This is a genomic window from Radiobacillus kanasensis (genome assembly GCF_021049245.1).
Classification (GTDB): Bacteria; Bacillota; Bacilli; order Bacillales; family Amphibacillaceae; genus Radiobacillus; species Radiobacillus kanasensis.
This window is the reverse complement of record NZ_CP088020.1, coordinates 2639056-2663329: the sequence shown is the minus strand read 5'-3', so window position 1 is coordinate 2663329 and position 24274 is coordinate 2639056. Positions and strand designations below refer to the sequence as shown.

The following is a 24274-nucleotide window of genomic DNA, read 5'->3' as shown; positions in this document are numbered from 1 at the left end:
GTGACTTTCAGTGAAAAAGATAGTAACACTTATCTTCCTTTTACTAGTATCTATATTTGTAGCAGCATGTGGTAGCGACACTTCCACTAGCTCTGATGAAAACTCTGCAGAAGCTAGTGAAGAAAAAGCAAAAACAATAACAGTAAAGCATGAATTAGGGGAAACAGAAGTTCCTGTTAATCCTGAAAAAGTAGTCGTATTTGATTACAGTACATTAGATACATTAGATGCACTTGGAGTAGATGTAACAGCTGTACCACAAGATAACTTACCTGATTTCCTATCAAAATTTGAATCTGATGAATATGAAAATGCAGGTACTTTATTTGAGCCAGATTTTGAAAAGTTAAGCGAAATTGATCCAGACTTAATTATCATTGCAGGAAGAACTTCCGAAGCATATGAGGATCTTCAAGAGCTTGCACCAACTATTATGATGAGTATTGATAGCGCTAAATTTGTTGATTCCTTCAGCTCAAATGTAACCTTACTAGGAGAAATCTTCGGTAAGGAAGCGGAAGCAGAAGAGCAGTTAACAGCAATTAAGGATGAAATTAATGCAACAAAAGAAAAAGCAGAAGCAACGGGACAAAACGGACTAATTATCTTAACGAATGATGGTGGAGTAAGTGCGTACGGTCCTGGATCTAGATTTGGATTCTTACATGATGCATTAGGCTTTGCTCCAGCTGATGACACAATTGAAGTTTCCACTCACGGTCAAAACGTGTCGTTTGAATACATCGCAGAAACAAACCCTGATTTCTTATTTGTTGTAGACCGTAATAAAGTAGTAGGTGGAGAATATTCTGCTGAAAAAACATTAGATAACGAATTGGTTAATGGTACAACTGCAGCACAAGAAGAACAGATTGTTTATTTGAATCCAGATTTCTGGTATTTAAGTGGTGGAGGTATTACCTCAGTTTCTGAAATGATCAAAGAAGTTTCTAGCGCTATTGAATAATAGGAAAACCAGCCTACGGGCTGGTTTTTTTGTGCCAAGACTAGATAGTGGGTTGCTGTTGTTTCGAAAGTGCTACCCGTAGCGGAAATCAACCTAGTCTGAGTTTCCATTTTTTTAAAAGGATCAGTTGTGTCAAATGACTTTTCTTAGGATATAAGTGAGTACTCTTTTTTCATTACCCTTATTATGGAAGAGATGGATAAAAAAATAATGCACAATTCGACACTTTTTATCGATTTTTGTTGAATCTTGAAAACACGCCTCGTATAATACATGTAAGGAATGCATCAAGAATCTGACAAGTTAACAATGATAAAGGCAAACCATTTGAAAGAATGGGACGCAAAGCCTAGGGTCTAAGGCTGTAAGTTAGCTATGATCGCCTGGTTACCAAATATCACTGGAGTTCCAGAGCATTTGGCTATTTCCTCGTGAAATAGTTTTTTTATTCCCATTTCATAAAAGAAAAGAGAGAATTTATCTTGAAGATTGTAATTAAAAGGGGTGTTCGTTTTGACAGCTGTAGCGAGAAATGAAGTAGTAAGAGAGCTATATAACGGCACAATCCAGTCTTTAAAGACGGTTGTTCCGATCCCACATGAAGTAGGGAGTCCACAAAAATCGGACACAACCTTAAGTGTAAAATTTGGTGTACTAATTGGTATAACAGGTGACATTAAAGGAAGAATCCTATTAAAGGCCGATCCTTCTATTTTTAGTTCTATCGGTGAAGTGATGTTTGGCATGCCGCTAGAAGGCGAAATGCTTTCTTCATTCTCTGGTGAATTAGGAAATATGATTGCAGGAAGTCTGTCTACTACCATAGCGAGTAAGGGTATTACAACAGATATTACCTATCCGACAGTTATGGAAGGTGATACAAAGTTATCTGGATTTAATAATTCATTATTAGTAACTATAGATTACGGAACAATTGGTAAAATGGAGCTCTATTTGCTACTCAATAATTAACTTGGTCTTCACTATTTTCCGATTTAGACGATAGTAATAGAGTAGGAATGCCAATTTAAAAGATCCATTCTTTTTATCCCATCCCATTATGATTCCCGCAACCTCGTACATCCCAAATAACGAGGTTGTGGAATGATTCTTTATCCTTTTTTGCAAAGGATGACCACTCTATTTCTTTCAAAAAACATCCCAAAACAAATGTATGGTTAGAAACGTTTTAGATTTTTTCTAAAACGTCTAATAGATTTTAAGATTCTAAAGGAGGAATGTTCATGGATACGCTTTCTAAGTTTATTGTATTTCAATTGAATGATCAGGAATATGGCGCAGACATACAACAAGTGTTATCTATCGAGAAATTGCAAGACGTGGTTCAACTTCCACAGACGCCTGATTTTATTAAAGGGGTCATTAATCTAAGAGGTAGTATTACACCTATCCTAGATTTAAAGCAACGCTTGCATATGGAGGAAGCTACTTATACAGATCAAACACGTGTCCTGATCGCAAGTATGAATAACGTACAGGTCGGACTGATTGTCGATGTAGCAACAGATGTAATTGATATTGACGAGAGTGTGGTCGAGCCTGCACCTGATATTGCTGGTGGTGTTAGTTCCGTGTACTTAAAAGGTGTTGCAAAGCTAGAAAATCGTTTATTACTACTTCTTGATTTAGAAAGAGTTTTGAGCTTTGAAGAACTAAATGAAGTAAAGCAAGCAGTTGAAGAAAACTAGATAAATAGAAAATGGATGAACTAGTGGTTGTATTACATCGAATAGAGGTGCTTTAGCTGATGAAAATAAAAATAAAAAGTTTAAGAACTAAGTTAATGCTTGGGTTTGGAATTATAGTTGCAGCTATTATTATTATGAGTGCTTTAACTTATACTGGATTTGACTTATTAAGTAAAAATACTACGAAAATGAATGATAACACAGAGTTATTAATTATTGATGAAAAACTTGCATTTAACATGGCACAACGTATTGCTCTAACACGAGGTTATGTCTTATTTGGGGAACAGGAGTACTTGGATAAATTTGACCAATATACAAAAGAAAGTGTAGCTCTAGAAACAAAATTACTAGAAATTACGGATTCGGAAAAGACTAAGGAATTAATTGAACGAAGTGCAGCTTGGGAAAAAGCTGTTCGCAGCAAGGTTTTTGAACCGTATAGTAATGGACAGGAAGAAATTGCAAAGGCAACTTTAAAACGTGATATAGAGCAAGAAGCCCGTGACATAATGGCAGGGTTTAATGAGCTATCTTCTAATAGATCGAAAATTGTTCAGGATACTGGAAAAAGCAATATAGAAACAGGAAATCTTGTTAAAGTGGTTAACTTACTGATTGCTGCAGTAGTAGTTATTCTTTCAATCCTTATCACTTTTATCACTGCAAGAATTATCACTCGTCCAATCAAAATGGTTATGGAACGAATGAACTTGATTGCTCAAGGTGACCTTAGCAATGATCCATTAAGAACAAAGTCCGTTGATGAAGTTGGTCAATTAGTAACAGCTACGAATCAAATGAGCGACAATATGCGTGAGCTACTCGGAGAAATTCACAATGTTTCCGAATCTGTATCTGGACAAAGTGAAGAGTTAACGCAATCGGCTAACGAAGTGAAAGAAGGAAGTAATCAAGTAGCGTCTACGATGCAAGAACTTTCCTCTGGTGCAGAAACACAAGCGAATACAACAAGTGACCTTGCATCTTCCATGGCATCATTCTCTGGAAAAGTTCAACAAGCGAATCAAGGCGGAGAGTCTGTCCATGCTGCTTCTCAACAAGTGTTGGAGCTAACGGAAGAAGGATCCCAGTTAATGGCTTCATCCATTGAACAAATGTCTAAAATTGATCGCATTGTTCAAGATGCTGTGGAAAAAGTAAAAGGATTGGATCAACAATCACAAGAGATCTCTAAGCTTGTTGGAGTTATTAAAGATATTGCGGACCAAACGAATCTGCTTGCTCTAAATGCGGCGATTGAAGCAGCAAGGGCCGGAGAACATGGAAAAGGATTTGCCGTAGTAGCAGATGAAGTTCGTAAACTAGCAGAACAAGTTTCCTTATCTGTTACGGATATTACAGGTATCGTTAATAGTATCCAAACAGAATCTAGTGTCGTTACAGATTCACTACAAGGTGGATATAAAGAAGTGGAGAATGGTGCCAATCAAATTAGTACGACTGGACAAACATTTGAAAATATTAACTCTGCTGTAGTGGAAATGGTTAACAATATATTAGAAGTTTCCGAAAACCTTGCAAATATTGCGGAAAACAGTGAAACGATGAATAAGTCGATTGAAGATATTGCGGCTATTTCGGAAGAATCTGCTGCTGGTATTGAACAAACGTCGGCTTCTGTTCAACAAACAACCAGTTCTATGGAAGAAATTGCAGCTAATTCGGATCAACTAGCACGACTTGCAGAAGACTTAAACCATTTATTAAGACGTTTTAAATTATAATGTACCGAGCGAGGAAGGTTGTGATACCCTTCCTCGCTTTTTACATTTAAGCAATACTTCTTTTTGCTTTCTTATGAAGGTGTAATTTTTCCATGTAAGAAAAAAAGGTTTTGATGATGACTCCGGTAACTAAAGCATTTAGCAATGTCCCAATTCCGATTGGACCGTGAAAGAAAAAGGCCAAAATTACCAATAATATATTAATTATCCCTCTAGAGTACACAAAACTCCAACCTGTTAATTTGGATACAACGAGCATGGAACGGTCAAATGGAATGGGGGCTAGCTTTGATTGTAGATAAGTAGCAACACCTATGCCTGTAAAGATAATTCCAAACGACAAACAAATAAACTGACTTAATAAGGTGCTTGGAATGAGCCAATCTCGAAAAATCCAGAGCCAACTGTCAATGCCAACTCCAGTAACAAAGGACGTAACGAGTGCTAAAAACTCAGGCCGATTCTTCATTAATATTGCATTCGTAAGAATCATCACAAAACCAATTATAATTTCCCACGTTCCAACCGTGAGTCCAATCGTACGATAAAGACCGACTAATAGAGCATCAAAGGGTGAGGTGCCTAACGTAGATTGAATACATAGAGTAATACCTAATGTTAGAATAGCAATCCCAATTACAAAGTAATGAACCTGTTTCTCTTTTAGTTTATTCCACATAGATGTCACGACCTTTTTACACAAGCTGTGGCTAACTATAACAAAGAACTATAAAAATGAGAAACATTTCGTTTCAGTCAACGTAGTGGAATTAAAGCCAAGTAATAAGGTAAGATTTAAGAAAGTGCGGATAGATGGAGGGTGTTTATGGATTTATTTCAATCTTTTGTACAGAATGATCGTCAAAGACATTTGATAGAAAAAGCAGCAAAGTTAGCGGATGTGGCTAAAACTAGACGAGATCAAGCTGATGAAATGGCTGACTTCTCGACGGATACCTTACAAGAATTTAAGAAAGAACAGTACTTTTCCTTATCGTTACCAACATCATTAGGAGGAGAAGGATTATCTGTTTATGAATTATTGCTTCTCCAGGAAAGACTGGCTGTCGGGGACGGAGCGACTGCATTGTCCGTAGGTTGGCATATGGGTGTTGTCATGGAACTAGGAGAAAAGAATGACTGGGACCCGGATGTTTTTTCTTCCTTTGCTAAAGAGATTAAAGAAAAACAAAAGGTAGTGAATCGTGCTGCGTCCGAGCGGGCAACTGGAAGCCCTACAAGAGGAGGAAGACCAGAGACGACTGCAACGAAGCAGGCGGATGGTTCTTACCTTGTAACGGGACGAAAAACGTTTACGACAATGGCGAGTGTGTTGGATTTTTACTTAGTTTCGACTTATGTGGAAGAAATAGAGGCGGTTGGTTGGTTTTTAATCGAAAAGGATGTAGAAGGACTAAGCGTAGAAAAAACGTGGGATACACTTGGAATGAGAGGGACTGGAAGTCATGATTTAGTGATGGAAAACGTACACGTTCCAAGGAAGCATTTCGTCGAGGTGGCTGGTTCCTCTAGGCCCATACCAAAAGGTTGGCTCTTGCATATTCCTGCTTGTTACTTAGGAATTGCTATCGCTGCAAGAAATGATGCGATTGAGTTTGCCAAGAACTTTCAACCGAACAGTCTCAACACCCCAATATCTGAAGTCGCGCATGTGCAACAAAAAATTGGGGAAATGGACTTGAAGCTGTTGGCAGCTCGTCACTTTATGTATGCTGTTGCGGATAAGTGGGATAAAAATCCGGAATTAAGAGCAAAAATGGGATCAGAATTAGCTGCTGTAAAAATTACAGCAACTAACGCAGCGAGTGAAGTCGTAGATCTTGCAATGAAAATAGTGGGAGGGCGTGGATTGTCCAAAGAGATGCCTTTCGAAAAGTATTACCGAGATATCCGAGCTGGGTTGCATAACCCACCGATGGAGGATATGGTTATTCTGCAGCTTGCGAAACAAGCGTTGTCGGAGAACTGAAGAAAAGGGTCCGTGTTAGGTAACGGACCCTTTTATCATATTAGTTTCATCGTTGGCCAAAAAGATACTCCCTTTCATCATTTTACAACGCTTCTTCAAAAAAGTTGCATGATGAACAATTTCTTCCACACTTGAGAAGGTCTGTTCACGATTCGATACAACAGCGATCGATATCGACACAAGTGGAATTTTATCCTTCATCCCAAATCTATTTTCCGTTAGAACATAATTCTTTCCTAAGTCTTCCTTATTATAATAATCCCTTATTTTTTCATCAAAGCTTTCGGTTATTCTCTGACAGAGAGTGGTGAAATCATGCTTGTAAAGAATAGCGATATAATCATCCCCACCGATGTGACCGAGAAAGTGATCGTGATCGTGGAGTTCCTCTTGTAAAATATGAGCAGTCTGTTCAAGCACTTTGTCTCCGTTCGAGAAGCCATAGACATCATTATAGGATTTAAAGTGATCTAGATCTATGTAGAGTACACTGAAAGGGTTCGTTAGACTTAAATGCTTTAACCTTTCATCAATTACATGATTTCCTGGAAGTCCAGTTAGAGGGTTCAAATAAGTTGCGACTTTCGCTTGAACTTCTGCGAATTTCATTAATAGGTTCCGAATACTAACGACTCCTTTATAGAGTTCGCTTTCTGTTACAATAACGTAGTCATATAATTGCTCATCTTTACGGTTCATAGCTAACCGGCTCACTTCAACGATGGAGGTCATCATATCTACTACTAATATGTCGCGATTCATTAACACTTCTACTTGTTTTCCCATGAATAAATTGTACCCGTACAAGGTACCAAGCTTCTGATAAAAATTTGTTTTTGTGATAAGACCGATTGGATGTTTTTCCTCTAATACGACAATTCCTTCACATGTTTTCACATCTCGAAACAATGCGTCCGCAAACTGATTGGATTTGCTTTTCTCCAAAACAGGTACTGTTTCTACAATTTCGCCAATCCAAGTAGGCATACCATTTCCCCCATTATCCTTCTTAGGAAATACTCTCTAACGTTTCACTCGGTTTTCCTAATAAATAGCCTTGCCCATAATGGACTCCTTTTTCTTGTAAGATCGATAAGTCTTCCACGCGCTCTATCCCTTCCGCAATGACGGAGGTATGAGATTCATTAGCGAAATCCAATAGAAGACTAACCATTTTCTGTTGATCTGCATTTTGGTCCATGTGATGGATAAGAGATTTATCTAATTTAATGAATTCTGGCTTTAATTGGACAACACTTTTCAAGCTATTATAGCCGGAACCTGCATCATCAACAGCTATTCTAAACCCTTGTTCTCGATAGTGTGAAAGCATCTTTTCGAAAAGTACATAGTCTTTCACCGCTTTTTTCTCTGTGAGCTCAAACACGATCTGATTTGGTGAAAGCTCATATTTATTTAATAGTTGGAGCGTTTCTCCACTTCTGTAATCTGAGTCCAGTAGCACTTGTGGGTGAATGTTAATAAACAAAAGCTTTTCGTCTAGTGAAGGGTTCTTTTGTCTATTGTCAAAAAAACGTTCAAACGCTGTATTACGACAATATAAATCAAACCGAAAGGCTTGATTTGTCTGTCCGATATAATCATAAAAACTTTCCGTGTTAGGAAATTGCTTGGAAAAAGGAGGGCGGTTCAAAGCCTCGTATCCAATAATGCTAGATGTAGACAAATCAAAGATGGGTTGAAAATATGTAGTAAGAAGTTTACTTCGTATGACTTTTTGCAATTCGGCAAATTTAAAGTAATCACGTGCAATCCTTTTTTCTTTTCCATATACATAGTTCATGTAGGAATAGAGATTGCTTATATGGAATGGTGATAGTAAATTATTCTGCATTTGGGACATCCTTTACCTTTTCTATGCAGCCTCATGTTTCCTATCGGAATAAATCATGCTGGTTGCCCCTTAAGTATAATGCTGAAATGTTAAAGGAATTTAAAAATAATGTAAATTTTGTACAGTCTATGTATGAAGAAATCCCTCCTACCATAAAAAGAGGGATCTCTAACATTAATCTTCGTTGTCTTTTTTCTTATTTAATCGAATAACATCGGAATCGGGATTCTCTTCGGCGAATTCCGTACTTAATCGCTCTAAATACGCGTTACTAAACCCTGCATCCTCATCTACGTCGAGTACTTTTCTTTGCATGTACACATGGAAGACTGCTTCCGAACAAGCTATGAGAAAAGCGGCAAATAAGGAAATGCTGATAGAAAATTCTTCTTGAATAAGCCCTGCTGTTAAAAGCCAAACAGCAAAGAAGCTCAGAGCAAAGTCTGCCAGACTAGCCATCAGGTTTCCGAAATTTTTCAAAATGAGTAAATCTCCAAGAACGTAAGCAACTCCTGTGACTAAAACACTAATTAAAAAAATATCTCCAAGAGAAGCCTGATTGAGGATTCCAAGGACAGAATAAAGAACGACAGATATCACTAAAAACTTTATACCTAATGCTTTAACGTGTTTCATATTCCACATCCTTTCTGGAAGGTTCAGGTTTTATTTTTTACTATTTTTCATTCTATAAGCAGGTAACTTTTTGAAGAGTGATGGAAGAAATTGCTTGCCGTATTCTGCATTTTTGTAAAAAAGGCTATAAAAGCAACCTTTCATTAGAAAATCGAAGAAAAACACTAATGATGTACGCTTACATTCAGGTTTGGCTAAGTGGTCTTCTATGGTATGATTCAGGTTGTTCAAAACGGCCCCGACTTTCATGAGAGTTGAAAGTCATCTAATAACTATAGGAAGAGGTGTAGAATTGAATATATCTACAATTAAACAGGATTGGCTAGGAAATATTCGTGGAGATGTTCTAGCTGGGATTGTGGTTGCTTTAGCTTTAATCCCGGAAGCAATTGCTTTCTCTATCATTGCGGGTGTCAGTCCAATGGTTGGACTATACGCATCATTTTGTATTGCGGTTGTTATCTCCATTTTCGGAGGAAGACCTGCCATGATTTCAGCCGCGACAGGTGCGATGGCTCTTGTTATGGGCGACTTAGTGGCGGATCACGGATTGCAGTATTTATTGGCTGCGACTATTTTGACAGGGATCCTTCAAGTAACTTATGGACTTTTTAAAGTAGCAAGACTCATGAAGTTTATCCCGCGTTCCGTAATGATTGGTTTCGTAAATTCTTTAGCCATCCTTATTTTTATGGCGCAACTCCCTCACTTCGTCGGAGAAACGTGGCATATGTATGTGATGGTTGCAGGATCTTTAGCTATTATTTATCTTTTTCCGTTTGTGACGAAAGTGATTCCAGCACCACTTGTAGCAATTATTACGATAACTATTGTTGCTGTTGTTACAGGTAGTGGAGTGCGGACAGTAGGCGATATGGGAGAGTTATCTCAGACTTTGCCGATGTTTCTTCTTCCGGATATTCCATTAACGTTTGAAACGTTACAAATTATCTTCCCGACAGCTTTAGCTCTTTCTGTCATTGGACTTTTGGAATCCTTTTTAACAGCACAAATTGTCGATGATATGACTGATACAGACAGTAACAAAAACCAAGAAGCAAAAGGACAAGGTATAGCTAACGTTGTTGCAGGATTCTTTGGTGGAATGGCTGGTTGCGCGATGATCGGTCAGTCTGTAATCAACGTGAAGTCAGGTGGAAGAGGAAGACTTTCTACCTTTGTTGCTGGGGCATTCCTCATGTTACTCATTGTGGTCTTTAATGATATTCTTATTCAAATTCCGATGGCAGCACTTGTTGGGGTCATGTTTATGGTATCCATTGGAACGTTTGATTGGAGTTCGCTTACGACTCTTCACCTTATGCCGAGAACCGATGCTATCGTTATGGTCGTTACGGTTGTTGCGGTAGTTCTCACACATGACCTATCAATCGGTGTATTCATTGGCGTCTTACTCAGCGCCGTATTCTTTGCCTCCAAAATCTCAAAAGTAGAAGTAAAAGGGATTCACGTAGAAGGTGGCAAAAAGAAAGTATATAAAGTAAAAGGTCAATTGTTCTTCGCATCTGTGACGGAGTTTGTAGCAAGCTTTGATTTCAAAGAAGACGTAGATGTAGTTGAATTAGATTTGACAGAAACCCATCTGTGGGACGATTCTGCAGTAGGCGCTATTGATAAAGTGGTTCTTAAATATCAAGATAATCAAACAGATGTCCACGTTATTGGTTTAAACAAAGAAAGCTCGACATTAGTTGAAAAGCGAGCTGTCTATGATAAGCCAGTGAAGAAAATGGCAAGTCACTAGGAAAGGGAGGCAGACGCTTCCCTTTTTTATATTATAGCGTAATTATAAAATCTGCCTGGTGTGGATAAACATACTGAACTAGCCACGTCCAGCTTCAGCGCCCAGCAACTAGCGAGACTTCCCTCACCTCTGTGCGATAAGTCAACATCGATTCGCATAAGCTCATCGTGTTTCCTTTATCTCCGACGGTTCAGTCCAGTCCGTACGTTGCTAACCGGGCGCTTGCGCTTTTGTTATATTCATTAAAATGAAAGCGGTTTTAACCGTTCTTTTTCTGATATAATGATACTTATAATGGATGTAAGGGATGATGGCTATGTTTTCCAAGATTCTATTAGCTTCTGATGGATCAGCACATGCTTTACGGGCGGCAGATAAAACCATTGCATTAGCGGAGCATAATCCTAGTGCCCATGTTCATGTATTGTATGTGGTAGATAGTACAAAGTCAAAATACGATGTCCTTCATCATTCGAATTCGATTGAAATTGACTTGAAACGGAAAGAAAAATTAGAGATGACGGAGCAAAAATTAAAAAAGGCAGGTATCTCCTATGAGATCCAAATCTTACATGGCGAGCCAGGACCTGAGATTGTGAAATATGCCAACAGCCATGATGCAGATATTTGTGTGATTGGTAGTAGGGGCTTAAACTCCCTACAAGAAATGGTCCTGGGTAGTGTGAGCCATAAAGTGGCGAAGCGGGTAAATTGTCCAGTAATGATTGTGAAATAAAAGAAAATGTCCAAATAGCATAATCGCTACTTGGACATTTTTTGTTTTGAGGGTTAGATAATTAAAATATTGGCTCTACTTCTTTTTTCTAAAAACGAGAAATTTCATTAAGAAAAAGCTAGTAGTGGAAGATAAAAACATAGCAGCAGCTTTGGAAATATTCGATTCTACGAACAGTGGAAAGTACATCATGCCTGGCAGATGAAACATCCACATCAGCCCGATGAATACCGCATTACTAACTCCTAAAGCAATAATCGCTTGCACAATAAATAAAGATACTTCCCGTGTATCTGTTTTAGAATGATGACCAAAGGTATATTTCGCATTCCAAAAGTAACTGTTAATGATAGCTAGTGTATAGGAAATCGTATTAAATAATAATAATAATCCCGTTTCCTCGGTTGGCCATAGCCATAGTAACAAATTGAGGGAAGCGAGATCCACGACCGCGTTTGATAAACCAATAAAGCTAAACTGTAAAACTTGGCCGCTTGCTTTTTGTGCCATACCTGTACTCCTTTAAACCTTCATTGCGTATCTTGCATTATAAAGTATAAGGAATACGTCTACAAATATTCAGGTGTTCCTATAGTCCTATCCATAAAATTAGACTCATGCTCACAATGGATAGAAGGAAAGAAAAGGAAACATAACGAACTGCTGACAGGTAATGGCGGTTTTGTATCATTGAGACAGCTTCCATACTAAAGGTCGAGAAAGTAGTGAATGCTCCACAAAAACCTATTCCAAGAAGAGCCCATAGATGCGTGGAAATGACAGACCGTTCCAACATTAAAAATAATAACGCTAATAAGGACGAACCGAGCACATTGGCAAGCATTGTGCCCCAGAATTGTTGTTTGTTTGGTTTATTCAACTGCTGTCCGACGTAGAATCGCAATATAGCACCGAAGAATCCACCTATGGCTACGAAAAGAACATTCATGGTTGTCTCTCCTTTCTTTTGACAACCTCAAAGCCTAACCATGCAAGGGATAGTCCTCCAAACACGGTAATCAGTATGTAGGCAAGTCCAACTGTCATATTTTCTTGCAAGAGCTCCCACGTTTCTAAAGAAAAAGTGGAGAACGTAGTAAAAGAGCCTAGAAAACCTGTGCCTACAGCCAGTCGGTACGGAGCAGGAATCTTTTGAATCCATAAATGTTTAGAAACGATTGGTAATAAAAAGCAACCCACTAAGTTCACAAGTAGGGTTGCAAGTGGAAAGACTTGATTGACAAAAAGCATGGATATTCCATAACGACAAAGGGCCCCGACAATACCACCTAAACCAACAGAGAAATAAGTCCCCATTTGGTATGTTTTTACTGACATGCGGGGCAAAGTCCATATATCTCAAATTTATGATCTTGCACGATAAAACGGTCTAATTCGGAGCGAATGTCATCCATTGGGCATGTAAGGACTTCTTTTGTAAACCCGCAATCTTTACAAATGAAATGGTGATGATGATGGGTATCACACTTAATCCGGAATTGTTTTTCCCCGTTTAATTCCGTGGACTCCAAAATGCCAAGCTCCGAAAACAGATGGAGATTGCGATAGATTGTGTCATAGCTAATGCCGTTATAAGTGGGCTCCATAAAGCCTAAAAGATCTTTGGCAGACCGATAGCGGTTCTCTCCTGCAAAAAAGCCAATCATGTCTTCCCTTTTTCCTGTGTATTTATAGCCGTTTTCTTTTAGAATGTCTAATGCGTCCTTCACATCCATCGTTAGGCTCCTTTCGATGCATCGTTAGGATTGTATGGTTTTCCTTGTTTGATAATAGGATAGCCACTTCTTCAAGAGGCTTGTGATTAGTAATATAAGTATAGAGGTTACGACAATTGTCCCACCAGGTGGAATTTCGAAATAATATCCTACTATAAGTCCTATTATAACGGAAATTTCGCCAAATAGGATGGAAAAACCTATCGTTTGTTTAAATCCTTTTGAGACTCGAATGCTAGCAGCAACCGGCAAAGTCATTAAAGCAGATACGAGTAAAACGCCAACAATCCGAATCGAAGCAGCAATTACTAGTGCAGTTAAAACAATAAATAGAAAGTGAATTCGTTTGGCATGAATACCGGAAACAACAGCATGCTCTTCGTCAAACGACAGCATGAATAATTCTTTATAAAATAGAGTGATGATGACAAGAACGACAATTGTAATTCCAATAATGGACCAGAGGTCTTGTTCACTGACTGCAGCAACGGAACCGAAAAGAAAGTTAAATAGATCTGTATTAAAGCCATTCGCTAAAGAGATGAAAATAACACTTAACCCGACTCCACCTGATAATATAATCGGAATAGCAAGCTCTTGATAAGCTTTATAAACCCGTCGCAATTGTTCAATAAAAAGGGAGGCCACAACAGAAAACCCCATTCCCGAGTAAAAAGGTGTAATGAGGGGAGTAGCGAATTTCTTTTCCAGTAGTAATCCAAAGGCGATTCCGGCAAGTGTCACGTGAGAGAGCGCATCCGCAATTAACGATAGCCGTCGCACTACAATAAATGCGCCAAGTAAAGGTCCAATTAGCCCAATAAGTAACCCTGTATAAAAGGTGTGACGTAAAAAGTCATATTCTAAAAAGTTTTCAATCATAGTCGTACTCCTTATGAATGGTTATGGTCCACGATGTGTAAAGAATGGCCATACATCTCTGATAAATCCTTGTTGGAAAGATTGGCATACTCTGAAACATTCCCGTGAAAGTGTAGTCGTTTGTTTAAGCAAACCAAATCTGTCACATAATCAGTCATCGTTCCTGTATCATGCGTTACGAGCAATAGGGTAATCTGATGATCTTGGTTTAACGTGTGAAGCATGTGATAAAAGTGCTGTACATGCTCCTGGTCCACTCCAACGGTTGGTTCATCTAATATGAGGAGCTCTGGGTTATTTACGAGCGCTCGAGCAATAAAAACCCTTTGTTGTTGCCCACCTGAAAGATCTCCAATATTTTCATGTAAGTAATCACTCATATCAACCTGTGCTACGGCTTTTTCTATAAGCTCATGGTGCTCTTTCGTTAAAAATTTGAAATATCCTATTTTAGAGGTAAGTCCCATGGACACAACCTCCCTAACAGTAGCAGGAAATCCTCTATTAAAACTATTTGCTTTTTGAGATACAAATCCTATTTTATTTTTTTCCTTGAATTTACGAATCGGTGTTTGAAACAATTCGACAGACCCTTGTTGTGGTTTTAAAAGCCCAAGAATGAGCTTAATAAGGGTTGTTTTTCCACCACCATTTGGCCCGATTAGTCCCATGAAGGCACCTCTAGGAATTACAAAGTTCACATCTTCTAAAACTGTTTTACTTTCATATTGAAAGTGGACATTTTCTAGCTTTACAATAGGCTCCGCCATTGTCCATCTCCTCTCTAGTCGGTCACTAAATCTAGTACTTCTAAGTTTTGACGCATTAAGGTAAAATAATCCTGATCTTCCTTGATATCTTCTTCTGTTAAAACAGATAGGTTATGGATGTGAGTGGCTTTCACTCCCATTTCTTTCTGGATCTTTGATGAAATAGAATCCGAAATGTTTTGTTCAAATACCATGTAAGATAATTGATGTTCTCGTGCTTCTTCCATAATATGAACCAAATCTATTTGAGAAGGCCCTGAACTGTTATTTACTCCATTTACGGCAAGCTGTTCGATTCCATAACGTTCTTCCCAATAGCCGTAACCAGCGTGTGCAACGAGAATCGTTTTCTGTTTTTTCGATTGTAAGGTTTCTACAAGTTGTTCATCTAATTGGAGAAGCTCCTCTTTCAAAGAGGCAAAGTTTTCTTTGATTTTTTGTTGATGCTTAGGCATTAAAGTAATTAATTCATCCTTTAAAATAGATGCTAGCTCCATAGAGCGAAGGGGATCTAGCCATATATGTGGATCATGGTCTCCGTGAGCATGGCCGTTGTGTCCTTCTTCATGCTTCACTTCTTGATGTTCATTTTCATGTTCAAACAGTTCCTCATGTGAAGCAAATTCTACTAGTTGGACATGTTCATCGGTTAACGCCTGGGCGACTGTATCAGCGAAAGGTTCCAAAACCTCACCGAAGTAAAAAAACGCATCTGCTTCTGCAATTTCAGTCATTTTCTTTGTCGTAGGTTCATAGGTGTGAGCATCCGCACCGGGTGGATAAATGGTTGAAACATCGACATACTCGCCTCCCAGTCGTTCGGTAAAATACTGAAGGGGATAAACGGTAGTATATATTTGAACAGTAGCATCTGTTTGCTCTCTAGTGCCAGGGGTAGAACAAGCAGATACAATTAGGACAGATAGACATAGAAGTGCAGCAATCTTTCTCACGTTATTTCCTCCTAAATTATGTAACGAATATCATTGTATCGTAATGATTCCTATTTGTAAATTGTAATTGTTTCGATTTAAATAGTAGCATTGACAATCATACCTTAGGGGGGTATCATAGATGGGAGAACGATAAGGAGTTGGGATATGCTATGGAGCACAGTGAACATATCGAGTTTTCAGACAAGAAGCCGATTAAACCGCGAACAGAAGATGAAAAGCAACAGGTGGTTAATCGTCTAAAACGAATTGAAGGACAAGTCCGAGGTATTCAGAAAATGGTAGAGGATGATCGGTACTGTGTCGATATCCTTGTCCAAATTTCAGCTATTCAGGCGGCCATGAAAAAAGTAGGTCACTCCTTAATGGAAAGACATATGAAGCATTGTGTATCTCATGCAGTCCACTCCGGAAACGGCGACGACGCTATCGAAGAACTAATGAAAGTAGTTCAGCAATTCTCTAAATAATGCATAGGAAGGAAGATGTTGATGTCATTAACACTACAAGTGACTGGAATGTCATGTGGACATTGTGAACAAGCTGTTAAGGAAGCCATTAACAGTTTGAATGGAATTCAGTCTGTTAAAGTGAACCTTTCGTCTGGTCAAGTGGACGTAGATTATGACGAAAATCAAGTTACTCCTTCAAAAATGAAAGAGGCAATTGAAGATCAAGGTTACGATGTCGCTTAATATAGGAGTCATCCGTTATGGATGACTCCTTTCCAATGGATGCAAAATAGGTTCTTATCACTTTTCTCTTTCTAAAAAAATAGCATGTAGTAAATCCTCATTAAAAGGATTGCAATTTTCCAAGAAAAAATAATACCAGTTACCTTGTGTTTAGTGATAAACTTATGGAGGTATTATTTATAATGTAAGCGAAAACATTTTAAATCACTTGACGATGACTTAGGAGGATATGTGATGGAACAATTGCTTCGGAACTTTTTTTTATTTTTATCCAAAAACAAATTTTTTACTAAATTAGCTAAGAAGTACGGTCTCCGTTTTGGTGCTGCAAAATTTGTGGCAGGCGTGACGGTCGATGACGCGGCTCGAACCATTGCAGACTTGAATAAAAAAGGAATGCCTGTCACAGTTGACCATTTGGGAGAGTTCATCGACAGTGAACAAGAAGCCAGACAATCCGCCGATGATTGTATTCGAATGATTGAAAAGATTGCCGAGTTAAAACTGGATTCTCAGGTTTCTTTAAAAATGACATCTATGGGACTTGATATCTCAGAAGAGTTAGTCATGGAGAACATGAGAAAAATATTGGATGCTGGTAAAAAGCATGATGTGTTTGTAACGATTGACATGGAAGACTATGAGCGTTGCCAACAAACGCTTGATATATTTAAACGATTAAAGGATGAATACGACGGAATTGGTACCGTTCTGCAATCCTACTTATATAGAACGGTGGAAGATATCGAAGAATTAAATAAATGGAGTCCAAATTTACGATTGGTTAAAGGTGCTTACAAGGAATCTCCGAAAGTTGCATTCCCAGATAAAAAAGATGTTGATGATAATTATAAAAAGATTATTAAAATGCACTTATTAAATGGAAATTATACAGCAATTGCAACACATGATGATACGATGATTGAATATACAAAAGAGCTAGAGAAGCAATATAACATAAGCCGTGACCAATTTGAATTCCAAATGCTTTTCGGTATTCGTAACGAAAGACAAGAGGAGCTTGTAAAAGAAGGCTATAAAATGCGTGTTTATGTTCCTTATGGGGACGATTGGTATGGCTACTTCATGAGAAGATTAGCCGAGCGACCTGCGAACGTAGCGTTTGTCTTAAAAGGAGTTCTTAAAAAGTAATGTGAACGATAGTGTTTTAATCAAAATAAAATCCGAACTATCACTTGAGTTCTTCATTGAATTCAGAATGAGTTCGGATTTTTCTTTTAGGGGTTCTTTTGAACATTTTGTTGCTAATTTTCTATAAATTGCGACGTAACTCTAATTAAAAAATTTATTGAAAGAATGATAAGTGAACCTTGATGCCGCGCTCCGGCAGAATACTCCGCTTTCCGCGGGCACGGCCTCAATCTCCTCAGAAGAAACCCACTTCTTGCGGGGCTTTCACCTCGTGCTGTTCCCGCAGTCATTCATGTATCGCGAAAACAGCTATACACCACAGAGAATGAAAATAGTTATTGTGTGGCTATACTGATGCTACGGCTGGATGAGGAAGGTCGAGACTCCTTGGTGCGTGAGAGCCCTACCCGCAGTCTGACTCCTTCGACCACGGTGCATCACAGACTGTTGCTCCTTTTAAGGGAAGCACTCATGGTAGATTAACCCTATTCTGGTTGTTGCGCCAGCCTCCATTATTATTTGCCGTAGAAAGGATGTTTTCAATGGATGTAATCATTGAGAATGCTTGTGGTATGGATGTCCACAAGGATACCATTACCGCTTGTGCCATTACAACAGAAGGAAAGGAGATTGAAACTTTTTCAACTAAAACCATATATCTAATTGAGTTGGTGGACTGGGTGAAGAAACATAAGTGTACCCATGTGGCAATGGAAAGTACAAGTGTCTACTGGAAACCCATTGTCAATCTACTAGAAGCAGAAGATATTGAATATCTAGTTGTGAATGCTCAACACATTAAGGCTGTCCCCGGGCGTAAAACGGATGTGAAAGATGCCGAATGGATAGCCAAATTACTTCGTCACGGTTTACTTAAAGCTAGTTTTATTCCTGATCGAAACCAGCGAGAATTACGTGAACTTGTTCGTTATCGTCGAAGTATTATTGAAGAGCGTGCCAGACAATATAATCGGATTCAAAAAGTGTTAGAAGGAGCTAATATCAAACTTGGTTCTGTTGTTTCTGACATTATGGGAGTTTCTGCTCGTGATATGCTTCGATCCATATCCGAAGGAAATGATGATCTCGAAGAGTTAACAACCTTTGCGAGAGGAGTAATGAAGAAGAAAAAGGATGAATTGAAACTCGCACTTCAAGGGTATGTTCAAGAACACCAACGGTTCATGATAAAAACGATTCTAGATCATATCGATTTCCTGACGGATCAAATCGATAAACTAGATAAAGAGATAGCGAAAAGGATGGAAGACTCTCAAGAAGATATAGACCGTTTAGATTCCATTCCTGGTATTGGGAGAAAAATGGCGGAACAAATGCTTGCAGAGCTTGGTACAAATATAAAGGAGCAATTTCCTACTGCACCTCAAATGTGTTCATGGGCTGGATTAGTTCCTGGAAATAACCAAAGTGCTGGAAAACGTAAATCATCTAAAACGTTGAATGGAAACAAGTATCTTAAATCAGCACTGATTGAAGCAGCTCATTCTGTTCGAGGATCCAAAAACTACCTTGGTGCACTTTACCGGCGAACAGCTTCACGTAAAGGTAAAAAGCGTGCAGGAATCGTTGTAGCTCATGCGATATTACGAATCTCCTATTATCTCTTAACACGAAAAGAAATGTATGTAGATTTAGGAGAAGATTACTTCGACAAACAAAGACAACAATCCGTTGTTAAGCATTCACTACGAAGATTAGAGAGTTTAGGTTACACAGTGACAATTGTGGAACCAAAAGTGTCTTAAAATTATTCTCCAACTTCATTAGATCTTAGAATGTGGCGCTCTCCTCAAAAAAACGAATGAGCTGCGTCTACCTTAGTATTGCCATTTTTCCATATATTAGAACCTTATTTTCATGGTAGGAGTCTCCGTATTCTGCCTACGCTAAGTTACTATATTTAATTAAGTAAAATTTGTAGCCGGAAAAAAACAGATGATTAAATACTTGAAATAATTGGGAAAACTCTGTTCAAAATCATTAGTCTGATAACATGAATCGCTAACTTAATAAGGTTTCAATTTACTTATAATTATTAAAAATTACTTTATACATTCGGAAAACTATTCTATGTCAGCTACTTACGGCATGTTGATTGTAGTGGAGGGCTAGTCGACTCCTCGAAAATAAAGCCCAATTTTCTTCGTGCGATGTCTATTCTAAGAAGATTTCCTTGTCCTGTGGGAACAGCACGAGGTGAAGACCCCACAGTGAGCGATCTTTGCGAGCGAGGAGGGGGATGTCCCTGCGTCTTCTGGTGTTGCTTCGAAGTAGGCTTCCTCGGGACAAGGCAGCGAAGAAGTAAACTCGCAGTAGTAGACTGCCCGTGCCCACGGAAAGTGACTGCCCGCAGCGGAAATCAACATCGCGTGTATATCAAGCAGTTATTAAACGGATGGTTTTTTGTTTAACTTTTTTACTTCGCATTTGATATCAACTATGAATGAAAAACCTTGTAATCATTCCTTTTTAGAGTAGGAAACTATAGTTTTGTTCAAGCTTTTTTTCATATGTGTAGTAAAGTCATAATTATGGCCGTGGAGTCGGGCGAACTGGACGCTTTTCTGTTAAAATTATGTTAAAATAGAAAAGAATAAAGGAGGGGACTAGATGAGCTATACGTTTTATTGGTATCCTAAATGTGGGACTTGTGTAAAAGCAAAAAAATGGTTAGAAGAACATGACAAGGACTATAAAGAAGTACATATCGTGGAAAACCCACCTTCTGCTGCAGAACTAAAAGATCTCATCGAGAAGAGTGGTTTACCTATAAAAAAATTCTTTAATACAAGTGGAAGAAAATATAAAGAACTTGGATTGAAGGACAAACTACCAGAAGCGTCTGAACAAGAGATGATAGATTTGTTAGCATCCGATGGCATGCTCATTAAGCGACCAATTCTAACAGATGGTAAAAAAGTAACAGTAGGATTTAAATCAGACCAGTATGAACAAACATGGACATAATAATAGTGAAATGGAGGAAATAAGCAATGAGTTTACCAAATGATTTAAGATATTCCGAGGAGCATGAATGGTTAAAGATAGAAGATAATAAAGTTCGAATCGGGATTACCGACCACGCACAATCTGAGCTTGGGGATATCGTATTCGTAGAACTACCCGAAGTAGGGGATGAAATAGAAGCAGATGCTCCGTTTGGTAGTGTAGAATCGGTTAAAACAGTGTCGGAGTTATATGCACCTATCGCTGGTAAAATCGTAGAAGTAAATGAAGAGTTAGAAGACAATCCAGAGTTTGTAAACGAATCTCCATATGAAAATGCTTGGATGATTGTTATTGAAGCATCTAATATCGATGATGTAGAAAAATTAATGACAGCAGATCAATATAAAAGCATGATTGAAGAAGCGGAATAATTCGAAGCATGAATTGACGGATTGTCAATACAATAAGTAATACATACTAATAATCCCTTGTTGCAGGAGTAACAAGGGATTATTAGTATAAATGCTCAATAATGAGGAGTGCAGGTGGTCGCGATGTCTGAGTTGGAAAAAGTAATCATTGTAGAGGGTCGCTCTGATAAAAAGCAGATTGAAAAAATCATAAATGAGCAAGTGGAAATTGTCTGTACGAATGGAACGATTGGAGTAGGAAGATTAGAAGAACTACTTGAGGAGTATGATTTAGACAATAAAGATGTTTTTATTCTAGTCGACGAAGACAGGGCAGGATTAAAGCTTCGCAAGCAATTAGCCATTGAGTTACCTCATGCTATACATATTCATATTGATAAGGCTTACCGAGAAGTGGCTGCTACGCCTGAATCAGAATTGGCAACAGCTCTCCTCGGCAAGCGAATTTTCGTGAATCCTATTTACTTAGCTTAACGGAGGAGTTATGAAACCATTTGAAAACGAAGACCAATTAGAAGGAAGACTCACGTTCTTATTTATCCATACCCCTTTTTGTGGGACATGTAAGGTTGGGCGAACGATGCTCTTATCGATTGAACATATGTGGAAGAATGAGCTCTTTCTCGAAATGAATGCGGCTGCTTTTCCAACCTTTATGCAAAAACACCAAATAGAAAGTGTCCCGTGCCTTCTTATTATGGATGATGGAGAAGTGGTGGATAAAATTTATGCATTCCGATCTGTACAACATTTATATCAACAAATTTTCTACTATAAGAATACGTTTTCCAGCCTCTCCTAGTGTTCCTCTTCTAACCATGTTCCTATTTCTTCTACAATTGATAAGAAGGAAGCTTGGTCATTGAAGCTTTTTACCCATTCTCCTTGTTCATTGATAATGACTGTAGTAGGTACCCCGGTGCAACTATAGAGGTCATATACCTCCCGGCCGTTATCGATAAGGGTTGGTTGGGTAAGAAACTTTTCTGCAAATTCTAAACCAGCATTTTCTGTCCTCTCTCGTCCTGGAACATTAATGGTAATCATTTGCACTTTATTTCGATCCAATGATTGAAACAGCGCTTCTTTCTTCGGAAGATCTTGACCACAATCGGGACACCAAGACACCCAAAAGGTGAGTACGATGATTTTTCCTCTAGCATCTGATAACTTAAAGTGTCCGTTTCCATTTGTATAAGGTAATGTAAAATAAGGTGCATTCAATGAGGTTCCTCCTCTGTTTCCCATTTTGAAAATTTTATACAATTTTGTTGACAGATAATTTGAGACTGTGCTAAAATCCATCTGTTACTAAAATTCTATACCAAGTTACAATCTCTTATCAAGAGAGGTGGAGGGTCTGGCCCTGTGAAACCCGGCAACCGTCAAACATTTGTTTGAAATGGTGCCAATTCCTGCAAAGCACATAGCTTTGGCGGATGAGAGAGCAGACACTGACATTGCGCGTCTTTCTGTTCTCTGAAACGGAAAGACGCTTTTTATTATTCGGTTCATAAAAACCAAGATATTGGTTAATGTAAAATCAGGTATCCGCGTAAAGGGAGGGGATTACATACATGATTACCATCAAAGATTTAACGAAGGTTTTCCCAACGAAAAACGACAGCTTAACTGCCGTTGACCATTTAAATTTAGAAATAGAAAAAGGGGAAATATTTGGGGTCATTGGCTACAGTGGTGCAGGAAAGAGTACTTTTATCCGATTGGTGAATCGATTAGAGAATCCGACTAGTGGGTCCATCAAAATAGAAGATAATGAGATTACCACCTTGTCTAAAAAAGACTTGCGCATAACAAGACAAGAGATTGGGATGATCTTTCAGCATTTCAACTTATTGTGGTCTAGAACCGTTCGAGAAAATATTGGATTTCCTTTAGAGATTGCTGGAGTCCCTAAAAAAGAAAGGCAGAGGCGTGTCGACGAATTAATTCGATTAGTCGGACTTTCTGGTAGAGAGGACGCGTACCCTTCTCAACTAAGTGGAGGGCAAAAACAACGCGTTGGGATAGCTAGAGCACTTGCTAACAATCCGAAGGTTCTCCTGTGCGATGAAGCGACATCTGCTTTAGATCCAGAGACGACAGATTCCATTCTTCAACTTCTTGTTGATATTAACGAGAAGCTAGGATTGACGATCATTCTTATCACACACGAAATGCACGTGATTCGTAAAATTTGTCATCGCGTTGCTGTGATGGAAAAAGGCCATATTGTCGAACAAGGAGATGTTTTAGATGTCTTCCTTCACCCACAGCAACCCGTGACGAAGCGATTTGTTGAACAAGTAATGGGAGACAATAGTCAGGCCGAGGCTATCGATTGGATGAAGGAACATTACCAAACTGGGCAAATTATTCGACTTCAGTTTGTTGGGGAAACCACCAATCACGCTTTAATTAGTCAAGTTGCCAAAAAGTATGATGTAGATATTAATATCCTTCATGGAAAAGTGACTCAAACGCAAAAGGGAGCCTATGGTACTTTGTTTGTTAATTTAGAAGGATCTGATGAAGAAGTGACAAACGCATTGGACTTTATTCGATCTACCTCTGTAGAAGTGGAGGTGGGAGTAAATGTTTGAACAACTGTTTCCAAACGTTAATTTGGAGGATATGTGGACTGCAACAGGAGAAACGTTTTACATGACCTTGATTTCCTTAGTCGGTACGTTTATTTTAGGAATTTTACTTGGACTACTATTATTTTTAACGACGAAGGGAAACCTGTGGGAAAATAAAATATTGAATTTTGTAATAGCAACCATCGTTAATGTTACGCGGGCTATTCCTTTTATCATTTTAATTCTATTGCTTTTCCCGTTTACTGATTTTCTAATGGGAACTATAAGAGGACCAAATGCCGCATTACCTGCTCTAATTATTGGATCTGCACCGTTCTACGGAAGGTTGGTTGAAATTGGACTTCGGGAAGTAGATAAAGGGGTATTAGAAGCAGCAAAAGCAATGGGGGCGAAAACGTCAACGATTATTTTTAAAGTGCTTCTTCCTGAATCATTGCCAGCTTTAGTTTCTGGTATAACTGTGACAGCCATTGCGTTAATTGGATATACCGCTATTGCTGGTGTTATAGGAGCAGGTGGTTTAGGAGATTATGCCTATTATTACGGGTTTCAACGTTGGGATTTTGACGTTGTGTTGTTCTGTACAGTATTAATTGTTTTGATTGTTTTCTTATTCCAGTTTGTTGGGGATTACCTCTCGAATAAGTTGGACAAAAGGTAGGTTCCATGGTTTTCC

29 protein-coding genes and 2 riboswitches are annotated in these 24274 nt (G+C 38.5%); of the genes, 17 read left to right on the top strand and 12 right to left on the bottom strand.

Annotated elements, in window-relative coordinates:
• Positions 1-10 precede the first annotated feature (10 nt).
• The 4 genes from KO561_RS13845 to KO561_RS13830 all read left to right on the top strand — a co-directional run bounded on the left by KO561_RS13845 (position 11) and on the right by KO561_RS13830 (position 4424).
• Positions 11-967 carry a siderophore ABC transporter substrate-binding protein gene (locus KO561_RS13845; protein ID WP_231093865.1) on the top strand — a complete coding sequence of 319 codons (957 nt, stop codon included), beginning with the start codon at positions 11-13 and terminating at the stop codon, positions 965-967.
• Between the two features lie 307 nt (positions 968-1274).
• Positions 1275-1362: riboswitch (cyclic di-GMP riboswitch) on the top strand.
• A gap of 118 nt (positions 1363-1480) precedes the next feature.
• Positions 1481-1939 (top strand): chemotaxis protein CheX, encoded by a 459-nt coding sequence (locus KO561_RS13840; RefSeq protein ID WP_231093864.1) that lies wholly within the window; start codon positions 1481-1483, stop codon positions 1937-1939.
• A 272-nt stretch (positions 1940-2211) separates the two neighbouring features.
• The gene (locus tag KO561_RS13835) at positions 2212-2676 is read left to right on the top strand and encodes a chemotaxis protein CheW (protein ID WP_231093863.1); all 465 of its coding nucleotides are present in this window, start codon (positions 2212-2214) and stop codon (positions 2674-2676) included.
• Positions 2677-2735: 59 nt separating this feature from the next.
• Positions 2736-4424 carry a methyl-accepting chemotaxis protein gene (locus tag KO561_RS13830; protein WP_231093862.1) on the top strand — a complete coding sequence of 563 codons (1689 nt, stop codon included), beginning with the start codon at positions 2736-2738 and terminating at the stop codon, positions 4422-4424.
• A gap of 46 nt (positions 4425-4470) precedes the next feature.
• Here the strand turns inward: KO561_RS13830 and KO561_RS13825 are convergent, their stop codons facing one another.
• Positions 4471-5103, bottom strand: a complete 633-nt coding sequence (locus KO561_RS13825) for a YczE/YyaS/YitT family protein (RefSeq protein ID WP_231093861.1) — start codon at positions 5101-5103, stop codon at positions 4471-4473.
• Between the two features lie 147 nt (positions 5104-5250).
• On the opposite strand from KO561_RS13825, the gene KO561_RS13820 reads away from it, so the two are divergent.
• Positions 5251-6414, top strand: a complete 1164-nt coding sequence (locus KO561_RS13820; RefSeq protein ID WP_231093860.1) for an acyl-CoA dehydrogenase family protein — start codon at positions 5251-5253, stop codon at positions 6412-6414.
• Positions 6415-6429: 15 nt separating this feature from the next.
• Here KO561_RS13820 and KO561_RS13815 read toward each other — a convergent pair whose 3' ends face one another.
• The 3 genes from KO561_RS13815 to KO561_RS13805 all read right to left on the bottom strand — a co-directional run bounded on the left by KO561_RS13815 (position 6430) and on the right by KO561_RS13805 (position 8905).
• Positions 6430-7401, bottom strand: coding sequence for a GGDEF domain-containing protein (locus KO561_RS13815; RefSeq protein ID WP_231093859.1), 972 nt, complete (start codon positions 7399-7401; stop codon positions 6430-6432).
• Positions 7402-7423: 22 nt separating this feature from the next.
• Positions 7424-8269 (bottom strand): EAL domain-containing protein, encoded by an 846-nt coding sequence (locus KO561_RS13810; RefSeq protein WP_231093858.1) that lies wholly within the window; start codon positions 8267-8269, stop codon positions 7424-7426.
• Between the two features lie 174 nt (positions 8270-8443).
• Complete coding sequence (locus tag KO561_RS13805; RefSeq protein ID WP_231093857.1) at positions 8444-8905, bottom strand: YndM family protein; 462 nt, start codon at positions 8903-8905, stop codon at positions 8444-8446.
• A gap of 292 nt (positions 8906-9197) precedes the next feature.
• Here KO561_RS13805 and KO561_RS13800 point away from each other — a divergent pair, with 292 nt between their 5' ends.
• Together KO561_RS13800 and KO561_RS13795 are read left to right on the top strand one after the other, a co-directional pair.
• Complete coding sequence (locus KO561_RS13800; RefSeq protein WP_231093856.1) at positions 9198-10670, top strand: SulP family inorganic anion transporter; 1473 nt, start codon at positions 9198-9200, stop codon at positions 10668-10670.
• 316 nt (positions 10671-10986) lie between these two features.
• Positions 10987-11406 (top strand): universal stress protein, encoded by a 420-nt coding sequence (locus KO561_RS13795; RefSeq protein WP_231093855.1) that lies wholly within the window; start codon positions 10987-10989, stop codon positions 11404-11406.
• A 75-nt stretch (positions 11407-11481) separates the two neighbouring features.
• Here the strand turns inward: KO561_RS13795 and KO561_RS13790 are convergent, their stop codons facing one another.
• The 7 genes from KO561_RS13790 to KO561_RS13760 form a co-directional block, all read right to left on the bottom strand.
• The gene (locus KO561_RS13790) at positions 11482-11916 is read right to left on the bottom strand and encodes a GtrA family protein (protein WP_231093854.1); all 435 of its coding nucleotides are present in this window, start codon (positions 11914-11916) and stop codon (positions 11482-11484) included.
• A 79-nt stretch (positions 11917-11995) separates the two neighbouring features.
• Positions 11996-12355, bottom strand: coding sequence for a fluoride efflux transporter CrcB (gene crcB / locus KO561_RS13785; RefSeq protein ID WP_231093853.1), 360 nt, complete (start codon positions 12353-12355; stop codon positions 11996-11998).
• Positions 12352-12744, bottom strand: coding sequence for a fluoride efflux transporter CrcB (gene crcB, locus KO561_RS13780; protein ID WP_231093852.1), 393 nt, complete (start codon positions 12742-12744; stop codon positions 12352-12354). The genes crcB (KO561_RS13785) and crcB (KO561_RS13780) overlap by 4 nt, the downstream gene beginning before the upstream one ends.
• Positions 12735-13142: a Fur family transcriptional regulator gene (locus KO561_RS13775; RefSeq protein ID WP_231093851.1), complete on the bottom strand. Its 408-nt coding sequence runs from the start codon at positions 13140-13142 to the stop codon at positions 12735-12737. Before KO561_RS13775 ends, crcB (KO561_RS13780) begins: the two co-directional genes overlap by 10 nt.
• 24 nt (positions 13143-13166) lie before the next feature.
• Positions 13167-14024 (bottom strand): metal ABC transporter permease, encoded by an 858-nt coding sequence (locus KO561_RS13770; RefSeq protein WP_231093850.1) that lies wholly within the window; start codon positions 14022-14024, stop codon positions 13167-13169.
• 11 nt (positions 14025-14035) lie between these two features.
• Positions 14036-14794, bottom strand: coding sequence for a metal ABC transporter ATP-binding protein (locus KO561_RS13765; protein ID WP_231093849.1), 759 nt, complete (start codon positions 14792-14794; stop codon positions 14036-14038).
• Between the two features lie 14 nt (positions 14795-14808).
• Entirely contained in the window at positions 14809-15747 is a 939-nt protein-coding gene (locus KO561_RS13760; protein ID WP_231093848.1) for a metal ABC transporter solute-binding protein, Zn/Mn family, read from the bottom strand.
• A 152-nt stretch (positions 15748-15899) separates the two neighbouring features.
• Between KO561_RS13760 and KO561_RS13755 the strand changes: the two genes are divergently transcribed.
• The 8 genes from KO561_RS13755 to KO561_RS13720 all read left to right on the top strand — a co-directional run bounded on the left by KO561_RS13755 (position 15900) and on the right by KO561_RS13720 (position 21797).
• Entirely contained in the window at positions 15900-16217 is a 318-nt protein-coding gene (locus KO561_RS13755; RefSeq protein ID WP_231093847.1) for a metal-sensing transcriptional repressor, read from the top strand.
• 21 nt (positions 16218-16238) lie between these two features.
• Positions 16239-16442 (top strand): copper chaperone CopZ, encoded by a 204-nt coding sequence (gene copZ / locus KO561_RS13750; protein ID WP_231093846.1) that lies wholly within the window; start codon positions 16239-16241, stop codon positions 16440-16442.
• A 234-nt stretch (positions 16443-16676) separates the two neighbouring features.
• Positions 16677-17594, top strand: a complete 918-nt coding sequence (locus KO561_RS13745) for a proline dehydrogenase family protein (RefSeq protein WP_231093845.1) — start codon at positions 16677-16679, stop codon at positions 17592-17594.
• Positions 17595-18136: 542 nt separating this feature from the next.
• Positions 18137-19360: an IS110 family RNA-guided transposase gene (locus tag KO561_RS13740; RefSeq protein ID WP_231093844.1), complete on the top strand. Its 1224-nt coding sequence runs from the start codon at positions 18137-18139 to the stop codon at positions 19358-19360.
• 865 nt (positions 19361-20225) lie between these two features.
• Positions 20226-20582: an arsenate reductase family protein gene (locus KO561_RS13735; RefSeq protein WP_231093843.1), complete on the top strand. Its 357-nt coding sequence runs from the start codon at positions 20226-20228 to the stop codon at positions 20580-20582.
• Between the two features lie 26 nt (positions 20583-20608).
• A complete protein-coding gene (gene gcvH, locus KO561_RS13730; protein ID WP_231093842.1) occupies positions 20609-20995 on the top strand; it encodes a glycine cleavage system protein GcvH in 387 nt (128 codons plus the stop codon).
• A 123-nt stretch (positions 20996-21118) separates the two neighbouring features.
• Entirely contained in the window at positions 21119-21469 is a 351-nt protein-coding gene (locus KO561_RS13725) for a toprim domain-containing protein (RefSeq protein ID WP_231093841.1), read from the top strand.
• A 10-nt stretch (positions 21470-21479) separates the two neighbouring features.
• Positions 21480-21797 (top strand): thioredoxin family protein, encoded by a 318-nt coding sequence (locus tag KO561_RS13720; protein ID WP_231093840.1) that lies wholly within the window; start codon positions 21480-21482, stop codon positions 21795-21797.
• Here KO561_RS13720 and KO561_RS13715 read toward each other — a convergent pair.
• Entirely contained in the window at positions 21794-22219 is a 426-nt protein-coding gene (locus KO561_RS13715) for a TlpA family protein disulfide reductase (RefSeq protein WP_231093839.1), read from the bottom strand. The two genes, KO561_RS13720 and KO561_RS13715, sit on opposite strands and share 4 nt — an antisense overlap.
• A 112-nt stretch (positions 22220-22331) precedes the next feature.
• Positions 22332-22441: riboswitch (SAM riboswitch) on the top strand.
• A 131-nt stretch (positions 22442-22572) separates the two neighbouring features.
• Between KO561_RS13715 and KO561_RS13710 the strand changes: the two genes are divergently transcribed.
• Complete coding sequence (locus tag KO561_RS13710; RefSeq protein ID WP_231093838.1) at positions 22573-23598, top strand: methionine ABC transporter ATP-binding protein; 1026 nt, start codon at positions 22573-22575, stop codon at positions 23596-23598.
• Positions 23591-24259, top strand: coding sequence for a methionine ABC transporter permease (locus KO561_RS13705; RefSeq protein WP_231093837.1), 669 nt, complete (start codon positions 23591-23593; stop codon positions 24257-24259). Before KO561_RS13710 ends, KO561_RS13705 begins: the two co-directional genes overlap by 8 nt.
• The last annotated feature ends 15 nt before the right edge of the window (positions 24260-24274 follow it).

Coding starts and splice junctions, on each gene's coding strand:
- KO561_RS13835 (WP_231093863.1), top strand. CDS start 2,212: ATGGATACGCTTTCTAAGTTTATTGTATTTCAATTGAATGATCAGGAA.
- KO561_RS13830 (WP_231093862.1), top strand. CDS start 2,736: ATGAAAATAAAAATAAAAAGTTTAAGAACTAAGTTAATGCTTGGGTTT.
- KO561_RS13825 (WP_231093861.1), bottom strand. CDS start 5,103: ATGTGGAATAAACTAAAAGAGAAACAGGTTCATTACTTTGTAATTGGG.
- KO561_RS13820 (WP_231093860.1), top strand. CDS start 5,251: ATGGATTTATTTCAATCTTTTGTACAGAATGATCGTCAAAGACATTTG.
- KO561_RS13815 (WP_231093859.1), bottom strand. CDS start 7,401: ATGCCTACTTGGATTGGCGAAATTGTAGAAACAGTACCTGTTTTGGAG.
- KO561_RS13810 (WP_231093858.1), bottom strand. CDS start 8,269: ATGCAGAATAATTTACTATCACCATTCCATATAAGCAATCTCTATTCC.
- KO561_RS13805 (WP_231093857.1), bottom strand. CDS start 8,905: ATGAAACACGTTAAAGCATTAGGTATAAAGTTTTTAGTGATATCTGTC.
- KO561_RS13795 (WP_231093855.1), top strand. CDS start 10,987: ATGTTTTCCAAGATTCTATTAGCTTCTGATGGATCAGCACATGCTTTA.
- KO561_RS13790 (WP_231093854.1), bottom strand. CDS start 11,916: ATGGCACAAAAAGCAAGCGGCCAAGTTTTACAGTTTAGCTTTATTGGT.
- crcB (WP_231093853.1), bottom strand. CDS start 12,355: ATGAATGTTCTTTTCGTAGCCATAGGTGGATTCTTCGGTGCTATATTG.
- crcB (WP_231093852.1), bottom strand. CDS start 12,744: ATGTCAGTAAAAACATACCAAATGGGGACTTATTTCTCTGTTGGTTTA.
- KO561_RS13775 (WP_231093851.1), bottom strand. CDS start 13,142: ATGGATGTGAAGGACGCATTAGACATTCTAAAAGAAAACGGCTATAAA.
- KO561_RS13770 (WP_231093850.1), bottom strand. CDS start 14,024: ATGATTGAAAACTTTTTAGAATATGACTTTTTACGTCACACCTTTTAT.
- KO561_RS13765 (WP_231093849.1), bottom strand. CDS start 14,794: ATGGCGGAGCCTATTGTAAAGCTAGAAAATGTCCACTTTCAATATGAA.
- KO561_RS13755 (WP_231093847.1), top strand. CDS start 15,900: ATGGAGCACAGTGAACATATCGAGTTTTCAGACAAGAAGCCGATTAAA.
- copZ (WP_231093846.1), top strand. CDS start 16,239: ATGTCATTAACACTACAAGTGACTGGAATGTCATGTGGACATTGTGAA.
- KO561_RS13745 (WP_231093845.1), top strand. CDS start 16,677: ATGGAACAATTGCTTCGGAACTTTTTTTTATTTTTATCCAAAAACAAA.
- KO561_RS13740 (WP_231093844.1), top strand. CDS start 18,137: ATGGATGTAATCATTGAGAATGCTTGTGGTATGGATGTCCACAAGGAT.
- KO561_RS13735 (WP_231093843.1), top strand. CDS start 20,226: ATGAGCTATACGTTTTATTGGTATCCTAAATGTGGGACTTGTGTAAAA.
- gcvH (WP_231093842.1), top strand. CDS start 20,609: ATGAGTTTACCAAATGATTTAAGATATTCCGAGGAGCATGAATGGTTA.
- KO561_RS13725 (WP_231093841.1), top strand. CDS start 21,119: ATGTCTGAGTTGGAAAAAGTAATCATTGTAGAGGGTCGCTCTGATAAA.
- KO561_RS13720 (WP_231093840.1), top strand. CDS start 21,480: ATGAAACCATTTGAAAACGAAGACCAATTAGAAGGAAGACTCACGTTC.
- KO561_RS13710 (WP_231093838.1), top strand. CDS start 22,573: ATGATTACCATCAAAGATTTAACGAAGGTTTTCCCAACGAAAAACGAC.
- KO561_RS13705 (WP_231093837.1), top strand. CDS start 23,591: ATGTTTGAACAACTGTTTCCAAACGTTAATTTGGAGGATATGTGGACT.